Here is a 24,163-nt window from a genome sequence, read left to right as displayed (position 1 = left end):
GGCTACCTGCTCAGTTTCTGTTCTCAATGGCGCTGTTTTCGCTCGCCAGCTGTTGCGAGCCTCCGCCCAGTGCGGCATAAAGCCTAACCTGGCTGGAGAAATAGGCGCGCTGCATCTGCACCAGTTGCTGTTCCACATCCAGCAGGCTGCGTTCCGCATCCAGCACCTCGAAATACGAGGTGGCGCCATGGTCGTACCTCAGCTTGGCGAGACGCGCGCGTTCCGCCTGGGCATCCACCATCTCCTGCTGGCTGATCAGTTGCTGCTTGATACCATTCTGGGCGGCCAGGGCGTCCGCTACCTCGCGGAAGGCGGTCTGGATGGTCTGTTCGTAGCTGGTGACGGCAAGGTCGCGCCTGACCTCGGCGAATTCCAGGTTGGAGCGGTTGCGCCATCCGTCGAAGATCGGCAGGGAGACGCTGGGCGCAAAATTCCAGGCGTGGCTGCCTGCGTCGAACAAGCCGTTCAACTCGCGGCTGGCTGTGCCCAGTGAAGCAGTCAGCGCGACGCGCGGGAAGAACGCGGCGCGTGCCGCACCTATATTGGCATTGGCCGACTTCAGGATATGTTCTGCCGCAATGATGTCCGGCCTTTGCACCAGCACTTCCGAAGGCAGGCCCGCCTGGAGTTCGCGTAGCATGTGCATTTTGGCAAAGGCGTCGCTGGCCGGCGCAAGCTCGATGGGCTTGCCTACCAGCACTGTCAAGGCATTAAGCTCGGTAGCGCGGGATTGCTGCAATTGATAGAGCAGCGTTTGCGCCTGGGCGAGCAAGGCTTGTACCTGCTTCAGGTCCAGCTTTGAGGTGGAGCCGACATCAAATCTGCGCTGGAAAATCCGTACGGATTCCTGGCGGCTTTCTATGGTTTTCTCCGCGATGAGGATGCGCTGGTCCAGCTCGCGCAAGTTGAGGTAGCTATCAGCTACTTGCGAGATCAGTGAAATGGTAGAAGCGCGCTGCGACGACTCGGCAGCGAGGAAGGTTTCCAGCGCGGCATCCCTCAGGCTGCGGATGCGACCCCAGAAATCCAGCTCCCAATTGCTGATGCCGAACCCAGCGCGATATTCGCTCAAGACCATGGGGCGCCCGATCAGGCTCAGGTCTTCAGGGGTGCGAGAGCGTGCGAAGCTGCCTTGGGCATTGAGCCCGGGAAACAGGTCTGCCCGTTGCACGCCATACAGTGCTCGGGCGCCTTCAACGCGCTGTATCGCGCTGCGCAGGTCGCGGTTATTTGTCAGAGCCTCCCGGATCAGGCTCCGCAAGGCTTCGTCGGCGAAATAATCCTGCCAGGCAATGCTGGCCGCGTCGGTACCTGCGGCGGTTTCTGCTTGCGGGAAATGTCCGGCCACCGGGGCGGCCGGCCGTTCATAATCGGGCGCCATGGACTGGCAGCCCGCGAGTACGAGGCATAAGGCGGCAATAGCTGCCGGCCGGTGCCTGCTACGTGGTTGAGGCAAGGAGATGGTTTTTTTCATTGTTGTCGTCACTCGCTAGCGTTAAGTTTGACCGTGATGAAGGAACCTGTTGCCTGCCCTGATACAAGCAAATTCCAGACTTACTAGCTATTACTCTACTCCAGTTTCAATTACAATTGAAACTCTTTTTGCCGCGCTGCATAACAGGCGCCAGCACATCCTGACCATCAACAACCGAACCAGATTCGCATGAACGCTTCTTATCAACAGATTCCCCAGGCTGCCGGCCGCGAAATCCGTTCCGACGGATTGGTCACGCGCAAACTGCTTCTGCAGTGCGCGGGCGAGATTTTCGCCAGGCGCGGCTACAGCGACACCACGAGCAAGGAAATCTGCGAGCGCGCCAACGCTACGGTGGGGTCGGTGAATTACCATTTCGGTAGCAAGGCCGGGCTGTACCGTGAAATATTGACTGAGGTGACACAACGTATCCTGCGCCTGGAAATGCTGGAAGCAATTGCGGTAAGCCGGCGCCCGGCCAAAGAAAAACTGGAGGAAATCCTCGACACGGTCTTGGCGGCACAGGCCTCGCAAGACTGGCAGATCCGCCTGTTCTTCAGGGAGCTTGCCTCTCCTTCGGCCGAATTCATCAATTATCTTAGCCAGGATGCCTCTTCCAAGACCGGTATCATCAAGCGGATACTGAGTGAAATATTGGGGGCAACTGCCGATTCAATGGTTGTCGACCAATGTTTTCTGAGTGTATTTTCCCTGTGTTCATTTCCATACATGGCGAACGCCAACGTGCTGGCAAACTGCATTTCCCCGACATCGTGCGAGGCGGCGGCGTTGCACAGCCACATCAAGCGTTTCATCCTGGCCGGGCTGGATGTTCATGTTGCCCGATAACTGATTTCCATGAGCCGCTTTTTACGCTTGTCCAGCCGCGTCCTGTTTTGCCTCGCACTTCTGTTGAGTACCGCCTGGGGCGCTTTTGCGCTCTATTACCAATTCCCCTTCTCCCAGGCACTTAAAATCCTCGCGGCTGCGGCATGGCTAGGCGTTGCCGGAGCCAGCCTGCTTGCAGGGCGCCGTTACGGCGCCACGCGCGGAAGCTTGCTTTACATCGCTGCACTGGCGCTGCTGCTCAGCTGGTGGCATAGCCTGGCGCCTTCCAATGAACGGGAATGGGCCGATGATGTTGCCGAGACCACGACGGCAATTCAGGATGGAAGCGTGGTCACGTTCAGTCATGTGCGGAATTTCGATTGGCGTAGCGAAACCGACTATACGCCGCGCTGGGAGCAACGCCGGTATGACCTGGATCAGCTCCAGAGCGTGGATATGCTGCTTTCCTACTGGACTGGGCCTGCCATTGCCCACACTTTGGTATCCTTTGGATTCAGCGATGGCCGCTACCTGGTACTCTCGGTAGAAATCCGCAAGGAGCGGCATGAAAGCTTTTCCGAGTTTGGCGGCTTCTTCAAGCAGTTCGAGACCAGTCTCATCGCCGCTGATGAGCGCGATATCGTCCGCGTGCGCACCAATGTCCGCGACGAGGATGTCTATCTATACCGGGTGAATATGCCGCCTGCCGCAATGCGCAAGCTGTTTTTATCCTACATGGCGGAAGCCAACAAGCTGGCGGAAAAGCCGCGCTTTTACCACACCGTCACCGCCAACTGCACTACAATCGTCTATCACATGGTGCACCAGATCATTCCTGGCCTGCCTATGGACTACCGCTTGCTGTTGTCAGGCTACTTGCCCGAGTACCTTTACAATATTGATGGTCTCGATACCTCCCTGCCGTTAGAGGCGCTGCGCCAGCGATCGCGTATCACCGATATTGCCAAGCATGCAGACCAGGACCCTGAATTTTCCCATTTGATTCGGAAAAATTTATAGGCAATACAGAATTAGACATGGCGTTTTGCCGCAAAACAAGCGGCGCAGAGTGATAAACTTTGCAGTTACTCAGCTATTATGAATTGTTTGTCCTATGAAACTCGCCACCTGGAATGTCAATTCCCTCAACGTCCGCCTGCCCCATGTATTGGACTGGATTGCGCTGGAAAAACCGGACGTGCTCTGTCTGCAGGAAACCAAGCAGGAAGACAGCAAATTCCCTTACGACGCACTGAAAGAGGCCGGCTACAACGCTATCCACAGCGGACAGAAAACCTATAACGGCGTCGCCATCCTCAGCCCGCATCTAATGGAGGATGTAAGTACAGGCATTCCCGGTCTGAATGATGAGCAGAAACGCCTGATTGCCGCAACTATTGGTGATGTCAGAATAGTATGTGCTTACATCCCAAACGGGCAAAGCGTGGATTCGGATAAGTACCAGTACAAACTGGGTTGGCTGGAAGCGCTCAGTGCGTACCTCAAGGATGAACTGGCGCGTTATCCAAAGCTGGCGTTGCTTGGCGATTACAATATCGCCCCGGAAGACCGGGACGTACATGATCCCGCCGCTTGGGCCGGCCAGGTGCTGGTGAGCGAACCCGAGCGGGAGGCATTCCGTATCCTGTCGGCGCTGGGGCTGCATGACAGCTTCCGCCTGTTCGAGCAGGAGGATAGCAGCTTCAGTTGGTGGGATTACCGCATGGCTGCCTTCCGCCGCAATCTCGGCTTGCGGATTGACCACATCCTGGTCAGCGACGCACTGAAGAATGACTGCCTGCGATGCTGGATAGACAAGAGCCCGCGCAAACTGGAGCGGCCTTCAGACCATACGCCGGTGGTGCTGGAACTGACATGCGCGTAAAGCCTATGGCAGGAAGAGGACAACGATAAGGCGGTCTTCGGGTTACCAAGTTTCTTAATGCGCACCCGTCATATGGGAAGGTTCTGGCGCATTTACTTAAATTTCTGAAAGTCTTGAATATGCAGCAAAACAACATGCAAGCCATAGAAGCAATCCTGGCCCGGCGCTCGGCATGGCCGCTAACCGAGCCTGCACCAAGTTCAAAACAATTGGAGACCATCCTTCAAGCCGCGGCAGTCACCCCAGATCACGCTGGCTTGCGCCCATGGCATCTAAAGGTAGTGCAGGGGGAAAACCGCCAGCACCTCCTGGAAAGAGTATTGCAGCATCCTGCCGCGCAAACCGAGCAGGTGCGCGCCTTGCATGGCAAATACGCCCTCAAGCTCACCACAGCGCCAGTGGTGATTGTGCTCGCAGCGCGTATCACGCCCCATCCCAAAGCTCCGGAGTTCGAACAATTGCTGACGGCAGGCGCCGCCACGATGAATATGCTCAATGCTGCCCACTTGCTTGGCTACAGCGGCTTCTGGAGCAGCGCGCCGGATCCGCTGGGCGCCTTGTTGCATGAAATCATGGAGTTTGAGCCGCAGGACAAGATCATCGGCCTTTTGAACCTCGGTACGCCTGCCAATACTCCAAAGCCTGCCGCCCCGCGCACGCCATGGCAGGATTATGCCCAGCTATGGCGGCCTGAGGCATAAGCATCGAGTATTTTCAGGAACCCCTAATGCCGCACAGTGCCATGGATACGGCCATTGCCGCCGGCATGGTATAGAGTCCCTTGCGGGTTTTGCGGCGGCCTGCCTTGCTGCTGTTTGTCTACCAGGCGAGCAGAGAGTTTCTCCGCCAATGCAGGTATAAACTTGTTCAACGAGGTGTTCAAGGTCGCCATCATGCCTACCTTGATGTTGCGCCCGCCTTCCTGCGCGGCCTGCAGAATCGCCTCCGCTACCAGTTGCGGGTCTATCATCGGCTCTGGCAGCTTGGGCTCGCGGGTCATGTAATTCTTGGCATGTTCCGGATAAGGCGTGTCCACTGCGGTGGGCTGGATCAGGGTTATCGAGACTGCACTTTCGTCCACGTCCTCGATCTCCACGCGCAGGGCATCGGTAAATCCTTTGACTGCATGCTTGGAGGCAGTGTATATGCCTTGCAGCGGCACCATGCTTTCCGATACCTCGCTGCCGACATTGATGAGCACGCCGCCGCTATGACGCAAATGCGGTAGCGCGGCGAGCGAGCCATTGACCACGCCCCAGAAATTAATGTCGAACAGGCGCCGGCTGTCTTCTTCGCCAACTTCATCAAGGCGGCCATAAATGGAGACACCGGCATCATTGACCCAGGTGTCGATACGGCCATAATGCGCCAGCACTTGATCCACAACTTTATCCACTTCCGAACGTTCCGAGACATCGGCGGCAACGCAGAACGCCTCGCCGCCACTAGCGTTAATCTCACTCGTGAGTTGTTCCAGCGTTTCCTCGCTACGCGCCACCAGTACCACGGTAGCCCCCAGCGCGGAAGCCAAAATAGCAATGCACAAGCCTATGCCGCTGGAAGCGCCGGTAATTACCATGACTTGTTCATGTAGAGGTTTATGTTTGGACATTGCCACTCTCCTGATCCTGAATGATGTTTCCATGCTACATGGGTACTTGCCGCGCGTTATCAGCGAATACCGCGATAGTGTGTAGGAATGGCCTTCAGCCGGATGCTGAATCCAGAAATGTCAACGTTTGCAGGCAGGTCACCGTTAAAGCATTGTAAAGCAAGGGAGCAGACAAATGAGCGCACCTACCGATGAGACAAGCCTGGGTACACTATTTGAACAAAAAGCACAGACCTTGTTCATTTACGTCAAGATACCAGTCAAGCTGAATATGAGGGCAGACCCATTCCATCAGCGGGAGAACGAGCTAGCGCGCCTGCTGATGGAGGCAGGCGCTGGCACGGTGATAGGCTGGGGCCAGTCTGTGAGTGATGCCGGGGAAGATGGATCCCAGCGCTTGCTGCATCAGCGTATCGACATTACCACCATCGACCTCGACGCAACACGTCACGCCTTGCGGACGATCCTGCAGGAACTGGCAGTCCCCTCCGGCACCGAAATTCATTACACTCGAGCTGACCGCATGCAGATGGACATTTACACGCGGGACCATTGGCGGCTGAACTTGCCATCGACATAGCCTGCCTGAGAACAGCATCCGGCGAAACCTCGCTTGCGGTCCCGGGATGAATTGCAGCAGAATAAACCGATTGATACCATTTCGCCCGGCAATTTTCCCGCGAGGCCCCGCATGCATGATTATCTTCTCATTACTATCCATCTTTTCAGCGCTGCAGCTGCTGGGGGCATTATCGGCCTTGAACGCAGTTTTCATGGCCGTCCCGCAGGCTTCCGCACCCATACCCTGGTATGTCTATCATCCAGCCTGCTCATGCTGCTCACACTTTACCAGTGGCAATTATTGCCAGGCGTGCCGCTGGATGCCATCAAGGCCGACCCTTCCCGCATGGCGCAAGGCATCATGACCGGCATCGGTTTTCTCGGCGCCGGGGTAATCTTCAAGGAAGGATTCACTGTCAGGGGATTGACCACTGCCGCCTCGATCTGGATTACCGCGGCCATCGGCATCATGCTGGGCATCGGCTTTTATTTCCCCGCCATATTGGCCACGCTGATGACGCTGGGAACGCTTTCCCTGTTCCGCTGGATAGAAGTGCGGTTGCCATCGCATTACTACGCGCATTACCAAATCAGCTTCGACCGGCTTAACCCGATGCCGGAAGGGCAGCTGAGGCAGTTCATTACGGACAAGGGTTTCACGATTGCCAACATGAGCTATGCCATCTCCCATGACGGCAAACTGCTGGAATACAGCATGATCCTGCGCACTTCCAACCAGGACAATATTTCCGTACTGGCGCAGGCATTGCAGGAAATGGACATAGTCCGTACCTTCCGCATCGCCCCGACCCGAGACTGAGCGCGGCATAGCCGGGGTAGGTGCCATGAAGCCTTTCATGGCAATATGCTGCTTGCTCCACGTATCTGGATATTAAGGCCTGAGTGATGTCATTAACCGTAAGCACCCAACTGCTGCATGAAACGACCAGCGCCCTCTTGCAGGAATACCGCGCCATGGCCGCCGGGGCGGACAGCGCGCGCCGCTACAATATCGACACCGGCCTGCTGGATGGGCCCGCCCTGCAGGAGTTGGTCATGGCGGCACACACCCTGGGGGATACCACCACGGCCTTGGTCGCAGGCTCATTGCTGCTGATGAGGGATAAGCCAGCCGCTTCTGTTGAGAGCTTCGATGCCTTTCCCGGTTTACTGCAAGCATTCTTTCAGCAGGCCTTGATCGATGGCTGGGTGTATGCCACCGGCGACGATGGACGCTTTTATCCGCAACTGGTCAACCGCATCAGCGCCACGCCCGGCATTCCAGGCAAATCCAGTCCTTCCGTCATGCTGCATACGCAGGCCTATGGCTATTCAAACGAGGACAGCTTCAAGGCCAAATATGGCCCCCAGGTGCTGGCTCATGTATTCCTGCCACAGGATGTGCTGACGCACCGCATCGCTGATATCCTGGCCGTACGCGGCCTGTACCACGAAACCCCCGAATTGAAAGCGGCGCATATGACATCCCTGGCCCGGCACAGGGAAGTAGTGCAGCACGCCTTCGGCCGCCAATTCCGCCTGCATGGCGCTGCCTACTGCTATGAGGAGAACAACTACCGCCGTCGTGGGTTGCCGCTCGACGGGCGCAAGGTCATCCACGACCTGGAAATGGCGGACTATGCCGCATTCGCCCACCACGCCGAATCGGAGATTACCGCCCGGCCCGGCGAGCCCCATGGCACCGCCAATATCCCAGAACACCCGCTGACCCGGATTTTCGACCTGAAAACCCATGAGTTCCTCTGGGTCCACAGCGACGGCTTGGCACCGCATCACTATGACAAGAGCCTGCGGCACAAGCTAGTATTGCCGGATACGCACCGCGAACTGCTGGATGTGCTCACCACAGATATCGATGTGCTGGTGGATGACCTGATCGAGGGCAAGAGCGCGGGCAATGTCATCCTGTGCAAAGGCCGGGCAGGTGTCGGCAAGACCCTGACGGCCGAGATTTATGCCGAGCTGACCGAACGGCCGCTCTATGCCATCCATTCGGGCAACCTCGGCACCATTCCCGAGCAGATCAACAAGAACCTGCAGCGCATATTCATGCAGGCCAAGCGCTGGAACTGCGTATTGCTGCTGGATGAGGCCGATATCTTTGTGATGCAGCGTGCCGCCAATATCGAGCAAAACGCTATCGTCGCCGAGTTCCTGCGCACTCTGGAATATTTCGATGGCCTGCTGTTCATGACTACCAACCGGCCGGACGATATAGACGATGCCATCATCTCGCGCTGTGCCGCCATCATCAACTACACCGCTCCGGGCCCGGAAGACAGTGCCGCCATCTGGCGCGTCATGGCTGCGCAATACCAGGCTGAACTGGATGAAGCTCTCATCACAGAACTGGTAAGCGTTTTCCCAGGCATTGCGCCGCGGGATATCAAAATGCTGTTGCGCCTGGCGCTCCGGGTCGCAAGAAAACACCAGGCTCAGCTCAACATGGAAATATTCCGCCGTTGCGCCATGTTCAGGGCAATCCCCATCATCAATAGCTGAAAAACCGGCTGCCAGACGCTAAGCCAAGTCACTTTCATGGCAATATCACACACTATGCAGAAAAACCACGACCTGACAATGCAAGCCTGGATAGACCGCCGCCGCTATAGCGCAGGTTATGCAGGCAAACCCTTCAACTCCAGCACTGCAGACAGCGACTACCAGCGTGATCGTGCCCGCATCATTCATTCGTCCTCATTCCGGCGCCTGCAATCCAAGACCCAGATTTTCAGCATAGGAGACAGCGACTTCTACCGTACACGTCTGACCCACTCTCTCGAAGTTGCGCAGATCGGCTCCGGCATCTGCGAGCAATTGCGCCAGCGGTATGCGGACGATATAGGCCGTAGTGAATGGATACCCTCCCTTAGCCTGATTGAAGCCATATGTCTGGGCCATGACTTGGGTCATCCGCCTTTCGGTCACGGCGGTGAGGTAGCACTCAATGCATTCATGCATGAATATGGCGGCTTTGAAGGCAACGGCCAGACATTGCGCATCATTGGCAGGCTGGGCGAATACTCGCCTGAACACGGGCTGGACCTCACCCGCCGCACCATGCTGGGTTTGCTGAAATATCCGGTTTTGCACCGCGAGGTCGCGCATTATCCAACGCAAATCCAGACCGGCGCCTCCAATATAGACCATGCACGCCCGCCCAAATGCCTGCATGACGATGAAGCCGATCTCCTGGAATGGATACTGGCGCCCTTGCCTGCCAATGATCGCATCCGCTTCAGGGAGAAAAAGCTGGTTGATGGCAAGCATGCCAAATCCATTTACAAGGGGTTTGACACCTCCATCATGGAGCTGGCGGATGACATCGCCTACGGCGTGCATGACCTGGAAGACGCATTGGCACTGGAGCTGATCACCGCCAAGCAATGGCATGACCTGGTAATGGCGAAAGCCAGTACTTTATCCGGCTGCCCGTTGAAAATCGAGGCAGACTTTTACAACAGCAAACTGTTTTCCGGCAATGACCGCGACCGTAAACATGCGATCAGCAAACTGGTGAATTATTTCATCGGCAATATCAGCATTGGCGTACAAGAGGGATTTACCACGCCGCTTCTCAAACTACAGGCGGAGATGGCACCCGAGGCGCGTACCCTGCTCAACATCCTCAAGCGCTTTGTATTCGATATCGTCATTCGCCGTCCGCAAATCCAGGCACTGGAATTCAAGGGGCAGCAGATGATCATGCGGCTATTCTCCACATTGCTGGAAAATCCTGACCGCTTATTACCGCAGTCCACCTTGCAGGCCTTTCATGCCAGTGAAAACAAGCCACGGGTGATTTGTGACTATATCGCCAGCATGACCGATGTCTACGCTACCAGGCTTTATCATCGCATGTTCAGCCCGGATATTGGTTCTGTATTCGACAAGATATGAGCCAGCGCATTAGCCTTCCAGTTCCGCAAGCGGACAACTCGCTCAGTGTTGCCGCTCTCCTGACGCTTTCCGGAGGTTTTCTTGATGCCTTCAGCTATGTAGGGCATGGTCATGTGTTTGCCAACGCAATGACCGGCAACATTGTGCTCATGGGCGTATCCATGGCAGAGCAGGATTGGGCGCAAACCCTGCGCCACTTGCCACCATTGCTGGCTTTTGTACTCGGGGTGTTTTTTGCCAATTGTCTGCGCTTGCCCAGAGTGCGCCGCTTCTTGCCTAATCCTGCGTTGGTCTGCCTGGGGCTGGAGATCATCATTCTCAGTATAGGCAGCGGGCTGCCTGCAAGCTTTCCAGATGCCTGGCTGGTTCCTTGCATTGCCCTGGTAGCAGCCATGCAGAACTCCAGCTTCACCCATATCGGCACAACGCCCTACAACTCTGTGATGACGACAGGAAACCTGCGGCGCAGCATAGAAGGTTTATTCAACAGGATGACCGGCAACCGCTCCGCCTTGCATGAAGCCAGGCTGTTCGGGCTGGTCTGCCTATGCTTCCTGCTGGGGGCGATCATTGGAGGGTTTGCCACTATCAGCTTGCACAATATGGCGCTGATCGTGCCGGTTGGCATGCTATGTATGGCGTTTGCCATCTGCCTATATGATAGCAAACGCCATACAGGCGCTACTTTGTCTTGACACCCAACTGCTTGAGCTTGCGGTAGAGATGGGTACGCTCCAACTGTACATTTTCCGCCACCTTGCTCATATTGCTGCCCGCTTTTGCAATATGGTGCTCAAAATACAAACGCTCGAACTCATCCCGCGCCTCGCGTAAAGGCAGATCAAGGTTAAATGCCAATGAAACAGTCTGGCCCGGTGTCTCGGAAACCGGCTGGCTGACTTGATGGAACTGGGCAAACTGGCCAAGCACACGGTTCACGTCTGCCAGGGTGATTTTCTCGCCTAATGAAGTCTGCACCAGATTGCGAATCACGCTATCCAGCTGAGCCAGGTTGCCGGGCCAATCCGCATTGCGTAAACCATTGAGCGCTGCAATATCAAACTCGCGATAGGCAGTCTCTCCGGTCTCCACCATCAATGTCACCATGGAGCGCGCAAGGTCAGGAATATCTTCACGATGATCTTCCAGGGCAGGGACGCTGACAGTTGTAACCGACAATGCCTGCAGCAGGCTGCCATCAAAACTGCCCTCCTGTACCAGTTGCGGCAATGCCCGCGCCGTACCACAGATCACCTTGGCATCATATTTCTCGGCCTTGGCAATCAGGAGCAACAAGCCCTTTTGTTCCGTTTTGCTGAGATCCGCCACTTCAGGCACAAACACCACGCCATCCGTCGCATGCTCCAACAGTTCCAGTGGCGCAATCGCCAGACGCTCGGTTTCGGTCACCACTGACCAAGGCGTACCCGGTTGATGGAGAAAACGGGCACAAAGCTCGACACCACTGCCTTTTGCCCCAATGATCAGCAGGGCGCTGTTCAACAGAGCAACCTGCTCCAGCCGCTGGCGCAATTCTGTAATGACTGCACTTTTGCCAAGATTGAAGAGATTGATATCGGAGCGTGGCAACTGTTCACCATGCTTGAGCGCCGCATTGACCGTCTTCAGCAGCTTCTGCAATGCAATGGGTTTTTCCAGGAAATCGAACGCGCCTATGCGGGTAGCCTCGACGGCAGTATCGATAGTGCCATGGCCCGACATCATGACCACCGGCATTGTCAGCAAGCCGGCATTGCCCCACTCTTTCAGCAGGCTGATGCCATCACAGTCAGGCATCCATATATCCAGCAATACCAGGTCCGGGCGTGCCTGCTGGCGCCAATTGCGTGCTTCGGCTGCATTTTCTGCAAGCCGCACCTGGTAGCCCTCATCCTGCAAAATATCCCTTAACAACTCACGGATGCCGATTTCGTCATCCACAACTAGGACCTGCCTTGCCGTCATTGCTTACGCTCCGCTATTGGTATGGTAACGGTGACAATTGCACCACCCTGTTCAAGGTTTTCAACCTTGATATTGCCTTTATGTTCTTCAATGATTTTCTTGACGATTGCCAGCCCGAGACCTGTGCCATGGCGCTTGGTCGTCATGTAAGGCTCAAAGGCATGCGAGAGGATTTCCATGGGGAACCCGTCTCCATTGTCCTTGACACACAACTTGACCCGATCATCCACCACAGAACAGGCAATAGTAATTGTCGGATCACTGGCGTCCACCAACGCATCCTGTGCATTTTGCAGCAGGTTGTGCAGCACCTGGCGCAACATGGTCGCATCGCCTTGCACCTTGGGCATATCCGGTGCCATATCCAGCCTGATCTCCACATTGCCTGCCTCATAAAGCGCCAGCACATCCTCAATCAATTGATTGAGGTCAACAATGCCCAGGTTCAAGGCGGGTGAACGTGCATACTCGCTGAACTCATTCACCATGGTTTTCATCGCGTTCACCTGGTTCACAATAGTTGCCGTGGCACGGCTCAACATTTCGGCATCGCTCGTATCCAGCTTGGAAGCCAATTTATGCTCCAGGCGTTCTGCAGAAAGCTGGATAGGTGTCAGCGGGTTCTTGATTTCATGGGCCAGTCGTCGCGCCACTTCAGCCCAGGCGGCATCGCGCTGGGCTTGGGCCATTTGGGTAATGTCATCAAACACCACGACAAAACCACCATCGGGGCCATCAGGCAAGCGTGTGCCGCGCACCAGCAATACCTGCTTGCCTTGCGTCGTGTTGACCTCCATCTGTTCCTGCCACTCGCCGGACGCATCTGCCTTGAAATAGACCTGGATGCGATTGACGAAGCCCGCCAGTGTTGCCTGCTGGTGTGCCAGCATATCCAGCGGCTGGTTCACGGTTTGCTCGTCCAGGCGTACACCCAGGATATGCGAAGCGGCATAATTGAATGTGCGCAATTGACCATGCTCACCAAGCACCAGCACGCCGGAAGACAAGTGCGCCAATATGGTTTCAAGGTATCCGCGAGCTGCTTCCAGCCTGGCTCTGTTACGGTCAGCGGCCTGGGTGGCATCATTCAGCTGTCGCGTCATGCTGTTAAAGGATTGCACCAGAATGCCCAGCTCATCCTTGCCATGAGCAGGCAGGGAAATGCTGTAATCGCCACGTTCAATCGCGCGTGTCCCCTCTGCCAGTATGCCCAGGGGCGCAGAAAGTCGCCGGCTCAGGACAAAAGCAATCGCAATGGATGACAACATGGCCAGCATCAGGACCAGCGTCAGTGTCAGCGCAAATACCTCTTTCAGCGATTCGCGACTGAATGAAAGCTCCTGGTAATCCTCATAGACATCCTGCACGGCTTCCGCCGTGGCGGATAGACTCTTGGGCACAGGTTGCAACAATTGCAATATGCGCGTTTCACCAGCCATATCCGTCATCGTGACGGGAGCCAGCACCCGCAGATAAAGACCTTTGCCCAGTATGGGCTCAATGACGCCATAGACATGCTGACGCCCTTGTCTCAATTGCGGCACGCTGGGCAGCTCCGGCAGAAAGCTGGAAGGATCACTGCTGGAAAAAGCCAATATGCGTCCCTGCAATGTCAGCAGCACAGCATCCCGTACGCCACTTTTTTCACGCAGGTCATTCAGCACACTCAAATGAGCATTGCCTGGTTGAAAAGCCAGTGACAATGCCATTGTCTCGCCCTTGTCTTCTAGGTCTGACAGCATGATATCCAGCGCACTCTGCCCTAGCCGGAGCCCTCCTTCAAGCGCAGCTTCCACCTTGACGTTGAACCATGACTCAATGGAGCGGGTCAGGAAATTGACAGATACCGCATATACCACGACTCCGGGAATCACCGCCATCAGGGCAAATCCCCCCAGCAGCCGCAATGTCAGGCGGCTTCCCATGACGCTGTTGCGCATCTGACGGTAAAGCCGCCAGAGCTGGACACCAATCAGCACTATCAAAACCAGTGCCAGTGCAACATTCAACACCAGCAAGACCGTGTAATAACTCCCGGATGCTGCTGTTGGCGTGCTGGCATGCGAAAGTAGGTACAGCAATACTGCACCCAGCGCCGCACTGATAAAAACAATGTATTTCATTTAGTTACCGAGTACAGGTGTCCAGCGGAAACGCTCGGAAATCATGTTCCAGTCTTCCGAGCTCAGGGTATCCACCTGCAAAGCCTTGGGCAGTTTGGACTGGTCAAGGCGCATACGCACTGCAGCCTGATAAGCCTCTTCCTTTTTCAGCAGGTCTTTTTCCAGGACTTGCCATCCCTTGATACTGGACAGCTCTTCCTTGGCCTCCTGAATACTGGTGAACGACAACTGGTGCCCATCCCGATTCACCAGATACTGGCGCGACAGGGCGTGATAACTCAAGGAAACTTTACTGGTCAAGCTGACAATCTCATCATCAAACCAGTAACGACGCGGAGAAACCACCTGGAACTCCACCAAAAAATTCAGCGGCATGCCTTTGTTGACCGCGTCTTCCACCGCAGGACTGAGAGTCAGCTCAAAATCGGCGTCCAGCAAATAGGCCTCTTCAATCGGCAACAATTCGGCAGACTTGATCTGCAAACTGCTTTGACCGGCCCATACTGCAATTGAGGCCAACCCGAGGCAGAGCAATGCAAATAAGCTAAACCTTTTGCAGCAAAGCATAAAAGAAGCCGTCATGTTCCTTACCGGGGTAAAGTTGTCCTTTGGTTAATTCCAGCTGTGCATGCCTGTAGGGTAGCAGTCTGGCATCTGCCTGAGTATGCAGAAACTGATCGATTTGCTGCTGGTTTTCTTCATGAAAAACCGAACATGTCACATAAAGCAATTTACCACCCTTTGCCAGCAACCGCCACAAACCCTGCAAGATAACGGCTTGTTGCCTGGTAAAGGAAGCAATATCCTGCTCTCGCCTCAGCCACTTGATATCCACATGACGGCGCACAATACCGGAAGCGGTGCAAGGAACATCGGCAAGAATGCGGTCATACGGCACCCCATTCCACCAGTTGTCAGGCGTAGCCGCATCCCCTGTAATCAAATCAGCCTGAAGGTGCAGCCTGTCCAGGTTTTCCCGTACTCGCTGCAAGCGCTGTGGATCATGATCGATGGCCGTCATGGAGACATCAGCAAGCTCCAGCACATGTCCTGTCTTGCCGCCGGGCGCGCAGCAGGCGTCCAGTACACGCATGCCATCACTCACATCAAGCTCTAGTGCAGCAAGCTGCGCACCAAAATCCTGGACCGAAACTCGTCCCTCGCTAAATCCTGGTATGCGGCCCACAGGCGTCGGCTGCTCAAGCACCACAGCCTCTTCACTCAACAATGTCGCAGACAGGCCAGCACCGTGCAGCTCCTCAAGATATCCGCTTGCATTGCCATGGCGGCGATTCACACGCAGCGTCATCGGAGGATGCTGGTTGCCAGCTTCCAGCATGGCTTGCCAATGTTGAGGATATTGCTGCCTCAGCTTGCTGATCCACCATCCGGGATAAGAATAAAGGGCAAGCTCATTGCCTTGCAGACGACCCTCAAGCTCGGACTGCTGACGCAGGAAATTGCGCAATACCGCATTGACCAGGCCCTTGGCCCATGATTTCTTGCTCTTGGCCGCAGCCAGCACTGCCTGATTCACTACAGTATGAGAAGCTGCACGGTCAAATGAAAGCTGATACAAGGCCACCAATAACAGGTGGTGAATATACTCGTCCGTCAGCGGCTTTTGTAACAGCATATCGAGTACGGCCTGCAAACGGCCGTAAAAACGTAACGTGCCGTAGCTCAAATCCTGCGCTACGGCACGCTGCTGTGGGGTGATAGCATGGTGTCTGCGAAAAGCATCTTCCAGCACAATGGAAAGATTACGTCCGGCCAGCACCTGTCCGACTGCTTGCGCGGCAAGCTGCTGCGATATATGCACGGGATCAGCTCGCCATCGCCATCAAGCGGGAAATACGTTCCTCTGTGTTGGGATGGGTACTGAACAATCCCTTGATCCCATCAGTCGACAAGGGATTGATGATCATCATCTGGGCTGTCTCGGGATGTTGCTCGGCGGTCTCCATGGGAATCTGGTGCGCATAACTGTGTATCTTCTTCAATGCCGCAGCAAGCGCTGTCGGGTCACGGGAAATCTCGGCGCCTGCACGGTCGGCTTCAAATTCGCGCGCACGGGAGATCGCCATCTGAATCAGCATGGCCGCAATCGGCGCCATGATCATGATCAGTATTGCCACGGCAGGATGCACACCGCGATCCCTCCCATGGGAAAACAGCATGCCAAATTGCGCAATCGATGAGATGGCCCCGGCAACCGTGGCAGAAATTGTCGAAATCAGCGTATCCCGGTGCTTCACGTGTGCCAACTCATGCGCCATCACCCCTCGCAGCTCACGCTGGCTCAGTATGCGCATTATGCCCGTGGTGGCAGCCACTGCGGCATGCTCGGGATCACGCCCGGTAGCAAATGCGTTCGGCTGTGCCTCATCAATAATATAAACCTTGGGCATGGGCAGCTGGGCGTTCTGTGCCAGCTCTTTCACCATGTTGTAAAACTCTGGGGCGCTGCTGGCATCCACTTCCCTTGCGTTGTACATCTTCAGCACAGCCTTGTCAGAGAACCAGTAAGCATACACATTCATTGCGGCAGCCAGGAGCAGCGCAATCATCATGCCGCCAGCACCACCAAGCGCAGCCCCGACCGTCCCGAAGAGCACGACGATCCCTGCCATCAGGATGGATGTTTTCAACCAATTACCTACCATGTGCCCCTCACTTAATACGGTTAATTATTCCCTACTTAGATAGTGCCTAAATAGAAAATTTCAAGTCCGGCAAAGATTGCGCACCAAACGCTTAAACACCAAACCGTTCACCTATGCTCAAAATACGGCCCGCCAGGAAATCCCTGGCTTTCAGGCGCTTGCCTCCCGGCATCTGCAACTCATCAATCCTGAGCAATCCACTACCACAACCAACTGTGATGCCGTCACCCACCGCCACGATCTCCCCTGGTGATGCACGACCGGGCAAAGCATGGGCCATCCATATCCTGCAGACTTCACCATGCAGCAGGCTCTGTGCTACCGGGAATGGATTGAACGCGCGCACCTGGCGTGAAAGCATTTCCGCGCTTTGATCCCAGTCAATGGCGGCCTCTGCCTTGCTCAGTTTTTCTGCATAGGTCACCAGTGACTCATCCTGCGGCACTGCAGCCAAACGGCCATTGGACTGCAGCTGATCCATCGCCTGCACCATCAGCGTCGCACCAATAGTGGCCAAGCCATCATGCAGGGTTTGGGCTGTGTCGCTCTCGGTAATGGGCAGCACACCACGCGAGATCATGGCTCCTGCATCCAGTGCCGGGACAACTTCCATAATGGTCACGCCAGTCTCACTGTCACCTGCCAGTAATGAACGTTGAATAGGCGCAGCACCACGCCAGCGCGGCAGTAGGGACGCATGAATATTGAAACAACCATGGAGAGGCATGCCAAGTACGCTGGTCGGAATAATCAACCCATAGGCGGCCACCACCATTGCATCTGCATTTTCTGCAGCAATTCGCGCCTGCACATCTTCATTTTTCAAGGTTTCGGGTTGGAAGACTGCTATCCCGTGCCGCAGGGCCAGCTCCTTGACGGGACTGGGCCTCAATTTCATGCCACGCCCGGCTGGCCTGTCAGGCTGAGTCAGCACCAGGCTGACTTCATGGGATGATGCAATCAATGCATCCAGAGCGGACACCGCAAACTCCGGGGTACCGGCAAATATGATTTTCATAGGGGTATCTTTGCTTCAACAGCGTTGCTCAGACCCGCTCACGCTGACGCTTTTTCAGCTTGTTCCTGATGCGGTTCTGTTTAAGGGGCGATAGGTATTCTACAAACACCTTGCCGAGCAAATGATCAATTTCATGTTGTATGCACACTGCCAGCAGACCCTCTGCCTCCAGGGTGAATCGCTTGCCATGCTCATCCAAGGCCTCCACTGTGACCTTCTCCGCACGCGTCACGGTATCGTAAACCCCCGGCACTGAGAGGCAGCCTTCCTCATAATCCTGGGTGCCGCAGCTGCTGAGTATCTTGGGGTTAATAAAGACCCTGAGCTCACTTTTGTCCTCGGACAAGTCCATGACGATCACCTGCTTGTGTACATCCACCTGTGTGGCGGCGAGACCAATGCCCGGCGCATCATACATGGTGTCTGCCATGTCACGTACCAACCGTCGGATGTCATCATTAACGTCATCCACAGGCTTGGCCACCTTGTACAGGCGGGGATCTGGGTAAATCAGAATGTCTAAAATTGCCATAAAAGCTTGATTGTTTAATAGATTAAATGCAGAATCCAGTGCAAGTTACAGAATATTAATATTAAATCTGCGCCCACCGGCTAAGGTTACCCTTATGTATAGACGCATTATAACGCCGCTGTTGCTTTGTTGCCTGATTTTGCCAGCCATGGCCGACGAAGTGAAGCTACAGGACCATCACCCAGACCGTTATGTCGTCGTCAAGGGAGACACCCTCTGGGGAATCTCCGGTCGCTTCCTCAAGGACCCATGGCAATGGCCCAAGGTCTGGAAAATGAACCAAGACCAGATCAAGAACCCCCACTGGATATATCCTGGTGACGTGGTGGTGCTGGATACCAGCAGCGGCTCCCCGGAACTGCGCCTGCTGCGTGAAACCATTGCTAGCCAGACCTTGACTCTGGAACCAGGCATCCGTACCGAGAACCTGGAAGGGGAAGCCATCCCGACCATTTCCCCTAACATCATCACGCCATTTCTCAGCCAGCCCCTCATCATCGAGAGCGAAGCCCTGAAAGACGCACCTAGTATCATTGCAGGCCCTGAAAACCGGGTAGTACTCAGCCCAGGTGCACGAGTCTACGTGGACAAAATCGCAGAGGGCGAAAGTGTATTGTGGAACATCTACCGCCCAGGAAAGACTTATGTGGATCCTGAAACCAAGGCGGTTCTGGGCACAGAAGCCATCTATCTCGGCGATGCACGGATTACCAAATATGGTGAACCTGCCAGTGGCACCATCGTCAGCGCCAAAGAAGAAATTTTTGCCAACGACAAATTGGTGGCAGCCCCAGACAATCCTCAAACCAACTTTATCCCACGTGCCCCTGAAACTGAAGTCAAAGGTCGCATCCTGTCGATTTATGGCGGAGTCGCCGAAGCTGGGAAAAACACTATCATTGCCATCAGCCGCGGGGAAACTGACAGCCTGGAAAAAGGTCACGTACTGGCCATCAACCGAACCGGGCGCGTGATCAAGAACCCCAAGTATGACAAGAAAAACAAGGATGCCTCCGCCGAACCTGAAAACATCAAGCTTCCCAGTGAGCGAATCGGATTGGCCATGGTGTTCCGTACCTTTGACAAGGTTTCCTATGCATTGATCATGCAGGCAACCGAACCAGTCAATGTTCTCGATATTGTGGAGACGCCATAAGCAGCACGGCAGACAACCAGGAAGCAGCTCTCTGGATCAGCCTAAGCCGGATTCCCGGCCTGGGCAGCCAGACGCTCTGCCAGTTGCTGGCCGCATTCGGAACCCCTGCCAGCATTTACGCGGCATCACTCAAACGCCTGCATGATATTGTCAGCGAAAAAATCGCGCAACACATCAGCACCGGACCAGACATTGAAGCCTGCACCAGCACCCTGGAATGGCTGCAGCAGCCCGGAAACCACCTGCTGACACTGGCAGACTCCAGCTATCCTCAAGCACTTCTGGAAATTCCCGATCCACCTGCCCTGCTCTATGCAAAAGGGGATCTATCACTGCTTCATATGCCAGCAATTGCCGTGGTTGGCAGCCGCAACGCAAGTCCACAAGGTGAAAAGAATGCAGAAGAGTTCTCTGCATCGCTCAGCCAGCATGGCTTATGCATTATCAGCGGCATGGCGCTTGGCATAGATGGTGCAGCACATCGCGGCGCACTTAGGACCGGTGGCAAGACTATCGCCGTAGTTGGCACCGGGCTTGATATCGTGTATCCGGCCAGGCATAGAGACCTAGCGCACCAGATCGCGCAGCATGGCCTGATTATTTCCGAGTTTGCCCTGGGCACGCCTTCAAAACCCCAGAATTTCCCGCGCAGGAACCGCATTATCAGCGGCCTCAGCCGCGGTTGCCTAGTGGTGGAGGCAAATGTCCAAAGCGGCTCCCTCATCACGGCAAGGCTGGCGGCAGAACAAGGACGCGAGGTATTTGCCATTCCCGGCTCCATACACTCCCCTTTGTCCAAAGGCTGTCACCAGTTGATCAAGCAAGGGGCAAAGCTAGTTGACCACACCAAGGATATCCTTGAAGAACTGCATGTTCACAGCCTCACTCAATTCAGCAGCCAAGCAGAGCGCAGTGAAGAAAGCCCATTGCTTGAGGCCATGGGTTATGATCCGGTCAGTATGGATATATTGGTTGAGCGAAGCGGCTTGACGAGTGATCGGCTTTCCGCCATGCTGTTGGTGCTGGAGTTGGAAAATCAAGTAACCTCTCTACCGGGAGGGCGTTTCCAGCGCATCGCCTAACTCTGTGAATAATATAAATAAAGACACGACGGCGATTCTATTGAAGTCATAGAACTTGCCTGAAGTCGAATTTATCCTTGCAGCAGGGTCACCCGGGTCATTATTGATTGGGGAATGTATGTTCGAAGTCCTGGTGTACATGTTTGAAAACTACTTTGAAGCAGATATCCATCCCGACCACGATACACTTTCAAAAGAACTCTTTGCCGCTGGTTTCGACCAGGATGATATAAACGGCGCTTTCGACTGGTTCAGTGCACTTGAAACCATGTCGGCAAAAACAGGTGAGCAAGTGACTGGTTTTGGCGTGGGGCTGAGGGTCTATAGTGATATCGAAATCAAGAAGTTAAGCAGCGAAAGTCTGAGTTTCATGATGTTCCTGGAACAGGCCAAGGTGCTGAGCCCTGCCCAGCGCGAGTTAGTGATTGATCGTGCCATGGCATTACCACAGACCGAAATAGGCATTGACGAGACTCGCTGGATTGTCTTGATGGCTTTATGGAACCAGGACAAGGCTAGCGACTACCTGTTTGTCGAGGATGCCATGTTCAGCGACAACCGGCCCACGCTGCATTAAAAACCAGACTATCAACCAAAAAAAGCACAGCCGGAAGGCTGTGCCTTTAGCACATCAATGCTTGTCCAAGCCCAGCTGATCCAGAATGCCGGAAATGATCCCCGCCTGGTTGAGGGTATAGAAATGCAAGCCCGGGGCGCCTCCCGCAAGCAACTGCTCACAAAGATCTACCATGACATCTGCACCAAATGCTCGCATGGAGGCCAAGTCATCGCCATAATCCTGCAACCTCAAACGTAGCCAGCGTGGAATTTCAGCCCCACAGACACTGGAAAAACGTGCCAATTGTGTGAAATTATAGATAGGCATGACGCCTGGCACGATAGGAATGCTGACCCCCAGTTTCTCAGCTTGATCCAGAAACTGGAAATAGGCATCTGCATTATAGAAATACTGAGTAATGGCTGCATTGGCACCTGCATCCACCTTGCGCTTGAAATATTTCAGGTCGGAAGTGGGTGAAGTGGATTCCGGATGAAATTCGGGGTAAGCCGCCACCTCGATCTGGAACCAGTCCCCGGTTTCAGCACGGATGAACTCCACCAGTTCGCTCGCATAACGAAAATCCCCTGCGCTCACTTCGCCCGATGGAATATCGCCACGCAAGGCCACCAGCCGCTTGATGCCTTTTTCCTGGTATTGCTTGAGCAGCTGGCGGATTTCTTCTTTATCCGCAGAAATGCAGGAAAGGTGCGGTGCTGCTTCATAGCCCTGCTCATGGATATCCAGCACGGTTTCCATGGTACGGTCACGAGTAGACCCACCGGCGCCAAAAGTCACGGAAAAGAACTTGGGAGCAAATACCGCCAGCTGTTCACGAGCAGCTCTCAGCTTGGCAATGCCTTCCGCCGTTTTTGGCGGAAAAAATTCGAAACTAATCACAGATGCAGCTTTCATTTTAATCTTTGTCACCCAGCACCAAGGCAATCAATACCCAGGAAATCAGGCTATACAATATGGCGCCCAGTATCCCGGCCAGGAGGCTCTGAACCTCAAAACCATTAAGCAGGTGACCGACAAAGAAGAAAAGCAGGCCATTAATCACCAGCAGGAACAGTCCTAGCGTCAGCACGGTTACTGGCAAGGTAAGTATCACCAGTATCGGCTTGATCAGGACATTGACCAGGCCGATCACAGCAGCTGCAATCAGCGCGCCACCAAGCCCAGATACATGAATTGAAGGCACCAGATAGGCAACAGCCAGCAGGGCCAGGGCGTTCAACAACCAGACAATCAGCAGCTTCATAGACCAATCTCCTTAAAAATGGCCCGACAAAGCGGGCCCTGTTTACTTGCGATCAATAGCGGTAGTGCTCGGGCTTGAACGGGCCATGCTTGTCCACGCCGATATAAGTCGCCTGTTCATCGGTCAGCACAGTCAGTTGTGCATTGAGTTTTTTCAACTGCAATACAGCCACCTTTTCATCCAGGTGTTTGGGCAAAGTATAAACGCCAACAGGATACTTGGTTGTATTGGTATAAAGCTCGATCTGCGCAATAGTCTGGTTGGCAAAGGAGGAACTCATGACATAGCTTGGGTGGCCGGTGCCACAACCCAGGTTGACCAGACGCCCCTTGGCCAAGAGGATAATGCGCTTGCCGTCTGGGAATATCACGTGATCCACTTGGGGCTTGATTTCATCCCACTGGTATTTCTCAATAGAGGCAACATCGATCTCGTTATCGAAGTGACCGATGTTACAGACAATGGCCTGATCTTTCATCCTGGCCATATGATCATGAGTGATCACATGGTAATTACCAGTCGCCGTTACGAAAATATCGCCATGCTCGGCAGCATAATCCATGGTCACTACCCGATAGCCTTCCATCGCCGCCTGCAGGGCGCAGATCGGATCGATTTCAGTGACCCAGACCTGGGCAGACAAGGCACGCAATGCCTGGGCAGATCCCTTGCCCACGTCACCATAACCTGCCACCACGGCAATCTTGCCAGCCACCATTACATCAGTGGCACGCTTGATACCATCCACCAGGGATTCACGACATCCATAGAGGTTATCGAACTTGGACTTGGTCACCGAGTCATTGACATTGATTGCGGGGAAGGCCAGCTTGCCTTCCTTGTGCATCTGGTAAAGCCTGTGCACACCGGTAGTAGTTTCCTCGGTCACGCCAAGGATCTTGGATAGGCGGGAGGAATACCACTTTCCGTCTTGCCCCAGCTTGGCCTTGATTGCCTTGAATAAACTCACTTCCTCTTCACTGGCAGGATGATTCAGGATAGTGGCGTCAGTTTCCGCACGGGTACCAAGGTGGAGCAGCAATGTGGCATCGCCACCGTCATCCAGGATCATGTTGCTATAACCACCATCAGTCCATTCGAAGATGCGGTGGGTATAGTCCCAGTATTCATCCAGGGTTTCTCCCTTCACAGCAAATACTGGAATATCCTGTGCTGCAATGGCAGCAGCAGCATGGTCTTGGGTGGAATAGATGTTGCATGAAGCCCAGCGTACTTCAGCACCAAGATCACGCAGTGTCTCGATCAGCACTGCAGTCTGGATGGTCATATGCAACGAACCAGTGATGCGCGCACCACGCAAGGGCTTGGTTGCTGCATACTCTTCACGAATCGCCATCAGGCCAGGCATTTCAGTCTCGGCAATGGCAATTTCCTTGCGGCCCCATTCAGCCAGACCGAGATCGGCAATTACATAATCTTTAGTTTCAGCCACAGTATTCATCCTTGAGAAAAGTTTGAGTGTGGCCGGCAGGGAGAGGGGTTGAAACGGTAGTCAC

The 24,163-nt window shown here is 54.7% G+C and carries 24 protein-coding genes; 12 read left to right on the top strand and 12 right to left on the bottom strand.

Annotation, left to right across the window (positions count from 1 at the left end):
• Positions 1-10: 10 nt before the first annotated feature.
• On the bottom strand, positions 11-1,474 hold the full coding sequence (locus LG200_RS09865; protein ID WP_226757460.1) for an efflux transporter outer membrane subunit: 1,464 nt from the start codon (positions 1,472-1,474) through the stop codon (positions 11-13).
• Positions 1,475-1,663: 189 nt separating this feature from the next.
• Between LG200_RS09865 and LG200_RS09860 the strand changes: the two genes are divergently transcribed.
• The 4 genes from LG200_RS09860 to LG200_RS09845 all read left to right on the top strand — a co-directional run bounded on the left by LG200_RS09860 (position 1,664) and on the right by LG200_RS09845 (position 4,888).
• Complete coding sequence (locus tag LG200_RS09860; RefSeq protein ID WP_226757459.1) at positions 1,664-2,323, top strand: CerR family C-terminal domain-containing protein; 660 nt, start codon at positions 1,664-1,666, stop codon at positions 2,321-2,323.
• A gap of 9 nt (positions 2,324-2,332) precedes the next feature.
• Positions 2,333-3,322: an Lnb N-terminal periplasmic domain-containing protein gene (locus tag LG200_RS09855; RefSeq protein WP_226757458.1), complete on the top strand. Its 990-nt coding sequence runs from the start codon at positions 2,333-2,335 to the stop codon at positions 3,320-3,322.
• A gap of 94 nt (positions 3,323-3,416) precedes the next feature.
• On the top strand, positions 3,417-4,187 hold the full coding sequence (gene xth / locus LG200_RS09850) for an exodeoxyribonuclease III (protein WP_226757457.1): 771 nt from the start codon (positions 3,417-3,419) through the stop codon (positions 4,185-4,187).
• A 134-nt stretch (positions 4,188-4,321) separates the two neighbouring features.
• The gene (locus LG200_RS09845; protein ID WP_226757456.1) at positions 4,322-4,888 is read left to right on the top strand and encodes a nitroreductase family protein; all 567 of its coding nucleotides are present in this window, start codon (positions 4,322-4,324) and stop codon (positions 4,886-4,888) included.
• Between the two features lie 23 nt (positions 4,889-4,911).
• On the opposite strand, the gene LG200_RS09840 is transcribed toward LG200_RS09845, so the two are convergent.
• On the bottom strand, positions 4,912-5,799 hold the full coding sequence (locus tag LG200_RS09840) for an SDR family oxidoreductase (RefSeq protein ID WP_226757455.1): 888 nt from the start codon (positions 5,797-5,799) through the stop codon (positions 4,912-4,914).
• 175 nt (positions 5,800-5,974) lie between these two features.
• On the opposite strand from LG200_RS09840, the gene LG200_RS09835 reads away from it, so the two are divergent.
• The 5 genes from LG200_RS09835 (at position 5,975) to LG200_RS09815 (ending at position 10,976) form a co-directional block, all read left to right on the top strand.
• Positions 5,975-6,379, top strand: a complete 405-nt coding sequence (locus LG200_RS09835) for a hypothetical protein (RefSeq protein WP_226757454.1) — start codon at positions 5,975-5,977, stop codon at positions 6,377-6,379.
• Positions 6,380-6,490: 111 nt separating this feature from the next.
• Entirely contained in the window at positions 6,491-7,180 is a 690-nt protein-coding gene (locus LG200_RS09830) for an MgtC/SapB family protein (RefSeq protein WP_226757453.1), read from the top strand.
• 86 nt (positions 7,181-7,266) lie between these two features.
• Positions 7,267-8,883 carry an AAA family ATPase gene (locus LG200_RS09825; RefSeq protein ID WP_226757452.1) on the top strand — a complete coding sequence of 539 codons (1,617 nt, stop codon included), beginning with the start codon at positions 7,267-7,269 and terminating at the stop codon, positions 8,881-8,883.
• A 36-nt stretch (positions 8,884-8,919) separates the two neighbouring features.
• Complete coding sequence (locus LG200_RS09820; RefSeq protein WP_226757451.1) at positions 8,920-10,281, top strand: anti-phage deoxyguanosine triphosphatase; 1,362 nt, start codon at positions 8,920-8,922, stop codon at positions 10,279-10,281.
• Complete coding sequence (locus LG200_RS09815; protein ID WP_226757450.1) at positions 10,278-10,976, top strand: YoaK family protein; 699 nt, start codon at positions 10,278-10,280, stop codon at positions 10,974-10,976. The genes LG200_RS09820 and LG200_RS09815 overlap by 4 nt, the downstream gene beginning before the upstream one ends.
• On the opposite strand, the gene LG200_RS09810 is transcribed toward LG200_RS09815, so the two are convergent.
• The 7 genes from LG200_RS09810 to def form a co-directional block, all read right to left on the bottom strand.
• A complete protein-coding gene (locus LG200_RS09810; protein ID WP_226757449.1) occupies positions 10,963-12,246 on the bottom strand; it encodes a sigma-54-dependent transcriptional regulator in 1,284 nt (427 codons plus the stop codon). The two genes, LG200_RS09815 and LG200_RS09810, sit on opposite strands and share 14 nt — an antisense overlap.
• Positions 12,243-14,369 (bottom strand): sensor histidine kinase, encoded by a 2,127-nt coding sequence (locus LG200_RS09805; RefSeq protein ID WP_226757448.1) that lies wholly within the window; start codon positions 14,367-14,369, stop codon positions 12,243-12,245. Before LG200_RS09805 ends, LG200_RS09810 begins: the two co-directional genes overlap by 4 nt.
• Positions 14,370-14,852 carry a DUF4390 domain-containing protein gene (locus LG200_RS09800; RefSeq protein ID WP_264193878.1) on the bottom strand — a complete coding sequence of 161 codons (483 nt, stop codon included), beginning with the start codon at positions 14,850-14,852 and terminating at the stop codon, positions 14,370-14,372.
• A 61-nt stretch (positions 14,853-14,913) separates the two neighbouring features.
• On the bottom strand, positions 14,914-16,191 hold the full coding sequence (rsmB, locus tag LG200_RS09795; protein ID WP_226757446.1) for a 16S rRNA (cytosine(967)-C(5))-methyltransferase RsmB: 1,278 nt from the start codon (positions 16,189-16,191) through the stop codon (positions 14,914-14,916).
• Between the two features lie 4 nt (positions 16,192-16,195).
• Positions 16,196-17,035, bottom strand: coding sequence for a zinc metalloprotease HtpX (gene htpX, locus LG200_RS09790; RefSeq protein WP_226757445.1), 840 nt, complete (start codon positions 17,033-17,035; stop codon positions 16,196-16,198).
• 91 nt (positions 17,036-17,126) lie between these two features.
• Positions 17,127-18,053, bottom strand: coding sequence for a methionyl-tRNA formyltransferase (fmt, locus tag LG200_RS09785; RefSeq protein WP_226757444.1), 927 nt, complete (start codon positions 18,051-18,053; stop codon positions 17,127-17,129).
• 28 nt (positions 18,054-18,081) lie between these two features.
• A complete protein-coding gene (gene def / locus LG200_RS09780; protein WP_226757443.1) occupies positions 18,082-18,585 on the bottom strand; it encodes a peptide deformylase in 504 nt (167 codons plus the stop codon).
• 94 nt (positions 18,586-18,679) lie between these two features.
• Here def and LG200_RS09775 point away from each other — a divergent pair, with 94 nt between their 5' ends.
• The 3 genes from LG200_RS09775 (at position 18,680) to LG200_RS09765 (ending at position 21,400) form a co-directional block, all read left to right on the top strand.
• Entirely contained in the window at positions 18,680-19,741 is a 1,062-nt protein-coding gene (locus LG200_RS09775) for a LysM peptidoglycan-binding domain-containing protein (protein WP_226757442.1), read from the top strand.
• On the top strand, positions 19,738-20,823 hold the full coding sequence (gene dprA, locus LG200_RS09770) for a DNA-processing protein DprA (RefSeq protein WP_226757562.1): 1,086 nt from the start codon (positions 19,738-19,740) through the stop codon (positions 20,821-20,823). Before LG200_RS09775 ends, dprA begins: the two co-directional genes overlap by 4 nt.
• Before the next feature lie 118 nt (positions 20,824-20,941).
• On the top strand, positions 20,942-21,400 hold the full coding sequence (locus LG200_RS09765) for a DUF494 domain-containing protein (protein WP_226757441.1): 459 nt from the start codon (positions 20,942-20,944) through the stop codon (positions 21,398-21,400).
• 54 nt (positions 21,401-21,454) lie between these two features.
• On the opposite strand, the gene metF is transcribed toward LG200_RS09765, so the two are convergent.
• Genes metF through ahcY form a run of 3 tightly spaced genes read right to left on the bottom strand, consistent with a single transcriptional unit; the run spans position 21,455 to position 24,108 of the window.
• Positions 21,455-22,297, bottom strand: coding sequence for a methylenetetrahydrofolate reductase [NAD(P)H] (metF, locus tag LG200_RS09760; protein WP_226757440.1), 843 nt, complete (start codon positions 22,295-22,297; stop codon positions 21,455-21,457).
• Between the two features lies 1 nt (position 22,298).
• Complete coding sequence (locus tag LG200_RS09755) at positions 22,299-22,646, bottom strand: phage holin family protein (RefSeq protein WP_226757439.1); 348 nt, start codon at positions 22,644-22,646, stop codon at positions 22,299-22,301.
• Positions 22,647-22,698: 52 nt separating this feature from the next.
• Positions 22,699-24,108, bottom strand: a complete 1,410-nt coding sequence (ahcY, locus tag LG200_RS09750) for an adenosylhomocysteinase (protein WP_226757438.1) — start codon at positions 24,106-24,108, stop codon at positions 22,699-22,701.
• Positions 24,109-24,163 lie beyond the last annotated feature (55 nt).

Origin of the sequence: Methylobacillus caricis (assembly GCF_020532705.1) — a bacterium.
GTDB classification, from domain to species: Bacteria; Pseudomonadota; Gammaproteobacteria; order Burkholderiales; family Methylophilaceae; genus Methylobacillus; species Methylobacillus caricis.
This window is presented reverse-complemented; position numbering and strand designations above follow the sequence as displayed.

Bases quoted from the DNA above. Each gene is read 5' to 3' on its own strand.
- LG200_RS09865 (WP_226757460.1), bottom strand. From the start codon at position 1,474: ATGAAAAAAACCATCTCCTTGCCTCAACCACGTAGCAGGCACCGGCCG.
- LG200_RS09860 (WP_226757459.1), top strand. From the start codon at position 1,664: ATGAACGCTTCTTATCAACAGATTCCCCAGGCTGCCGGCCGCGAAATC.
- LG200_RS09855 (WP_226757458.1), top strand. From the start codon at position 2,333: ATGAGCCGCTTTTTACGCTTGTCCAGCCGCGTCCTGTTTTGCCTCGCA.
- xth (WP_226757457.1), top strand. From the start codon at position 3,417: ATGAAACTCGCCACCTGGAATGTCAATTCCCTCAACGTCCGCCTGCCC.
- LG200_RS09845 (WP_226757456.1), top strand. From the start codon at position 4,322: ATGCAAGCCATAGAAGCAATCCTGGCCCGGCGCTCGGCATGGCCGCTA.
- LG200_RS09840 (WP_226757455.1), bottom strand. From the start codon at position 5,799: ATGTCCAAACATAAACCTCTACATGAACAAGTCATGGTAATTACCGGC.
- LG200_RS09835 (WP_226757454.1), top strand. From the start codon at position 5,975: ATGAGCGCACCTACCGATGAGACAAGCCTGGGTACACTATTTGAACAA.
- LG200_RS09830 (WP_226757453.1), top strand. From the start codon at position 6,491: ATGCATGATTATCTTCTCATTACTATCCATCTTTTCAGCGCTGCAGCT.
- LG200_RS09825 (WP_226757452.1), top strand. From the start codon at position 7,267: ATGTCATTAACCGTAAGCACCCAACTGCTGCATGAAACGACCAGCGCC.
- LG200_RS09820 (WP_226757451.1), top strand. From the start codon at position 8,920: ATGGCAATATCACACACTATGCAGAAAAACCACGACCTGACAATGCAA.
- LG200_RS09815 (WP_226757450.1), top strand. From the start codon at position 10,278: ATGAGCCAGCGCATTAGCCTTCCAGTTCCGCAAGCGGACAACTCGCTC.
- LG200_RS09810 (WP_226757449.1), bottom strand. From the start codon at position 12,246: ATGACGGCAAGGCAGGTCCTAGTTGTGGATGACGAAATCGGCATCCGT.
- LG200_RS09805 (WP_226757448.1), bottom strand. From the start codon at position 14,369: ATGAAATACATTGTTTTTATCAGTGCGGCGCTGGGTGCAGTATTGCTG.
- htpX (WP_226757445.1), bottom strand. From the start codon at position 17,035: ATGGTAGGTAATTGGTTGAAAACATCCATCCTGATGGCAGGGATCGTC.
- fmt (WP_226757444.1), bottom strand. From the start codon at position 18,053: ATGAAAATCATATTTGCCGGTACCCCGGAGTTTGCGGTGTCCGCTCTG.
- def (WP_226757443.1), bottom strand. From the start codon at position 18,585: ATGGCAATTTTAGACATTCTGATTTACCCAGATCCCCGCCTGTACAAG.
- LG200_RS09775 (WP_226757442.1), top strand. From the start codon at position 18,680: ATGTATAGACGCATTATAACGCCGCTGTTGCTTTGTTGCCTGATTTTG.
- LG200_RS09765 (WP_226757441.1), top strand. From the start codon at position 20,942: ATGTTCGAAGTCCTGGTGTACATGTTTGAAAACTACTTTGAAGCAGAT.
- metF (WP_226757440.1), bottom strand. From the start codon at position 22,297: ATGAAAGCTGCATCTGTGATTAGTTTCGAATTTTTTCCGCCAAAAACG.
- LG200_RS09755 (WP_226757439.1), bottom strand. From the start codon at position 22,646: ATGAAGCTGCTGATTGTCTGGTTGTTGAACGCCCTGGCCCTGCTGGCT.
- ahcY (WP_226757438.1), bottom strand. From the start codon at position 24,108: ATGAATACTGTGGCTGAAACTAAAGATTATGTAATTGCCGATCTCGGT.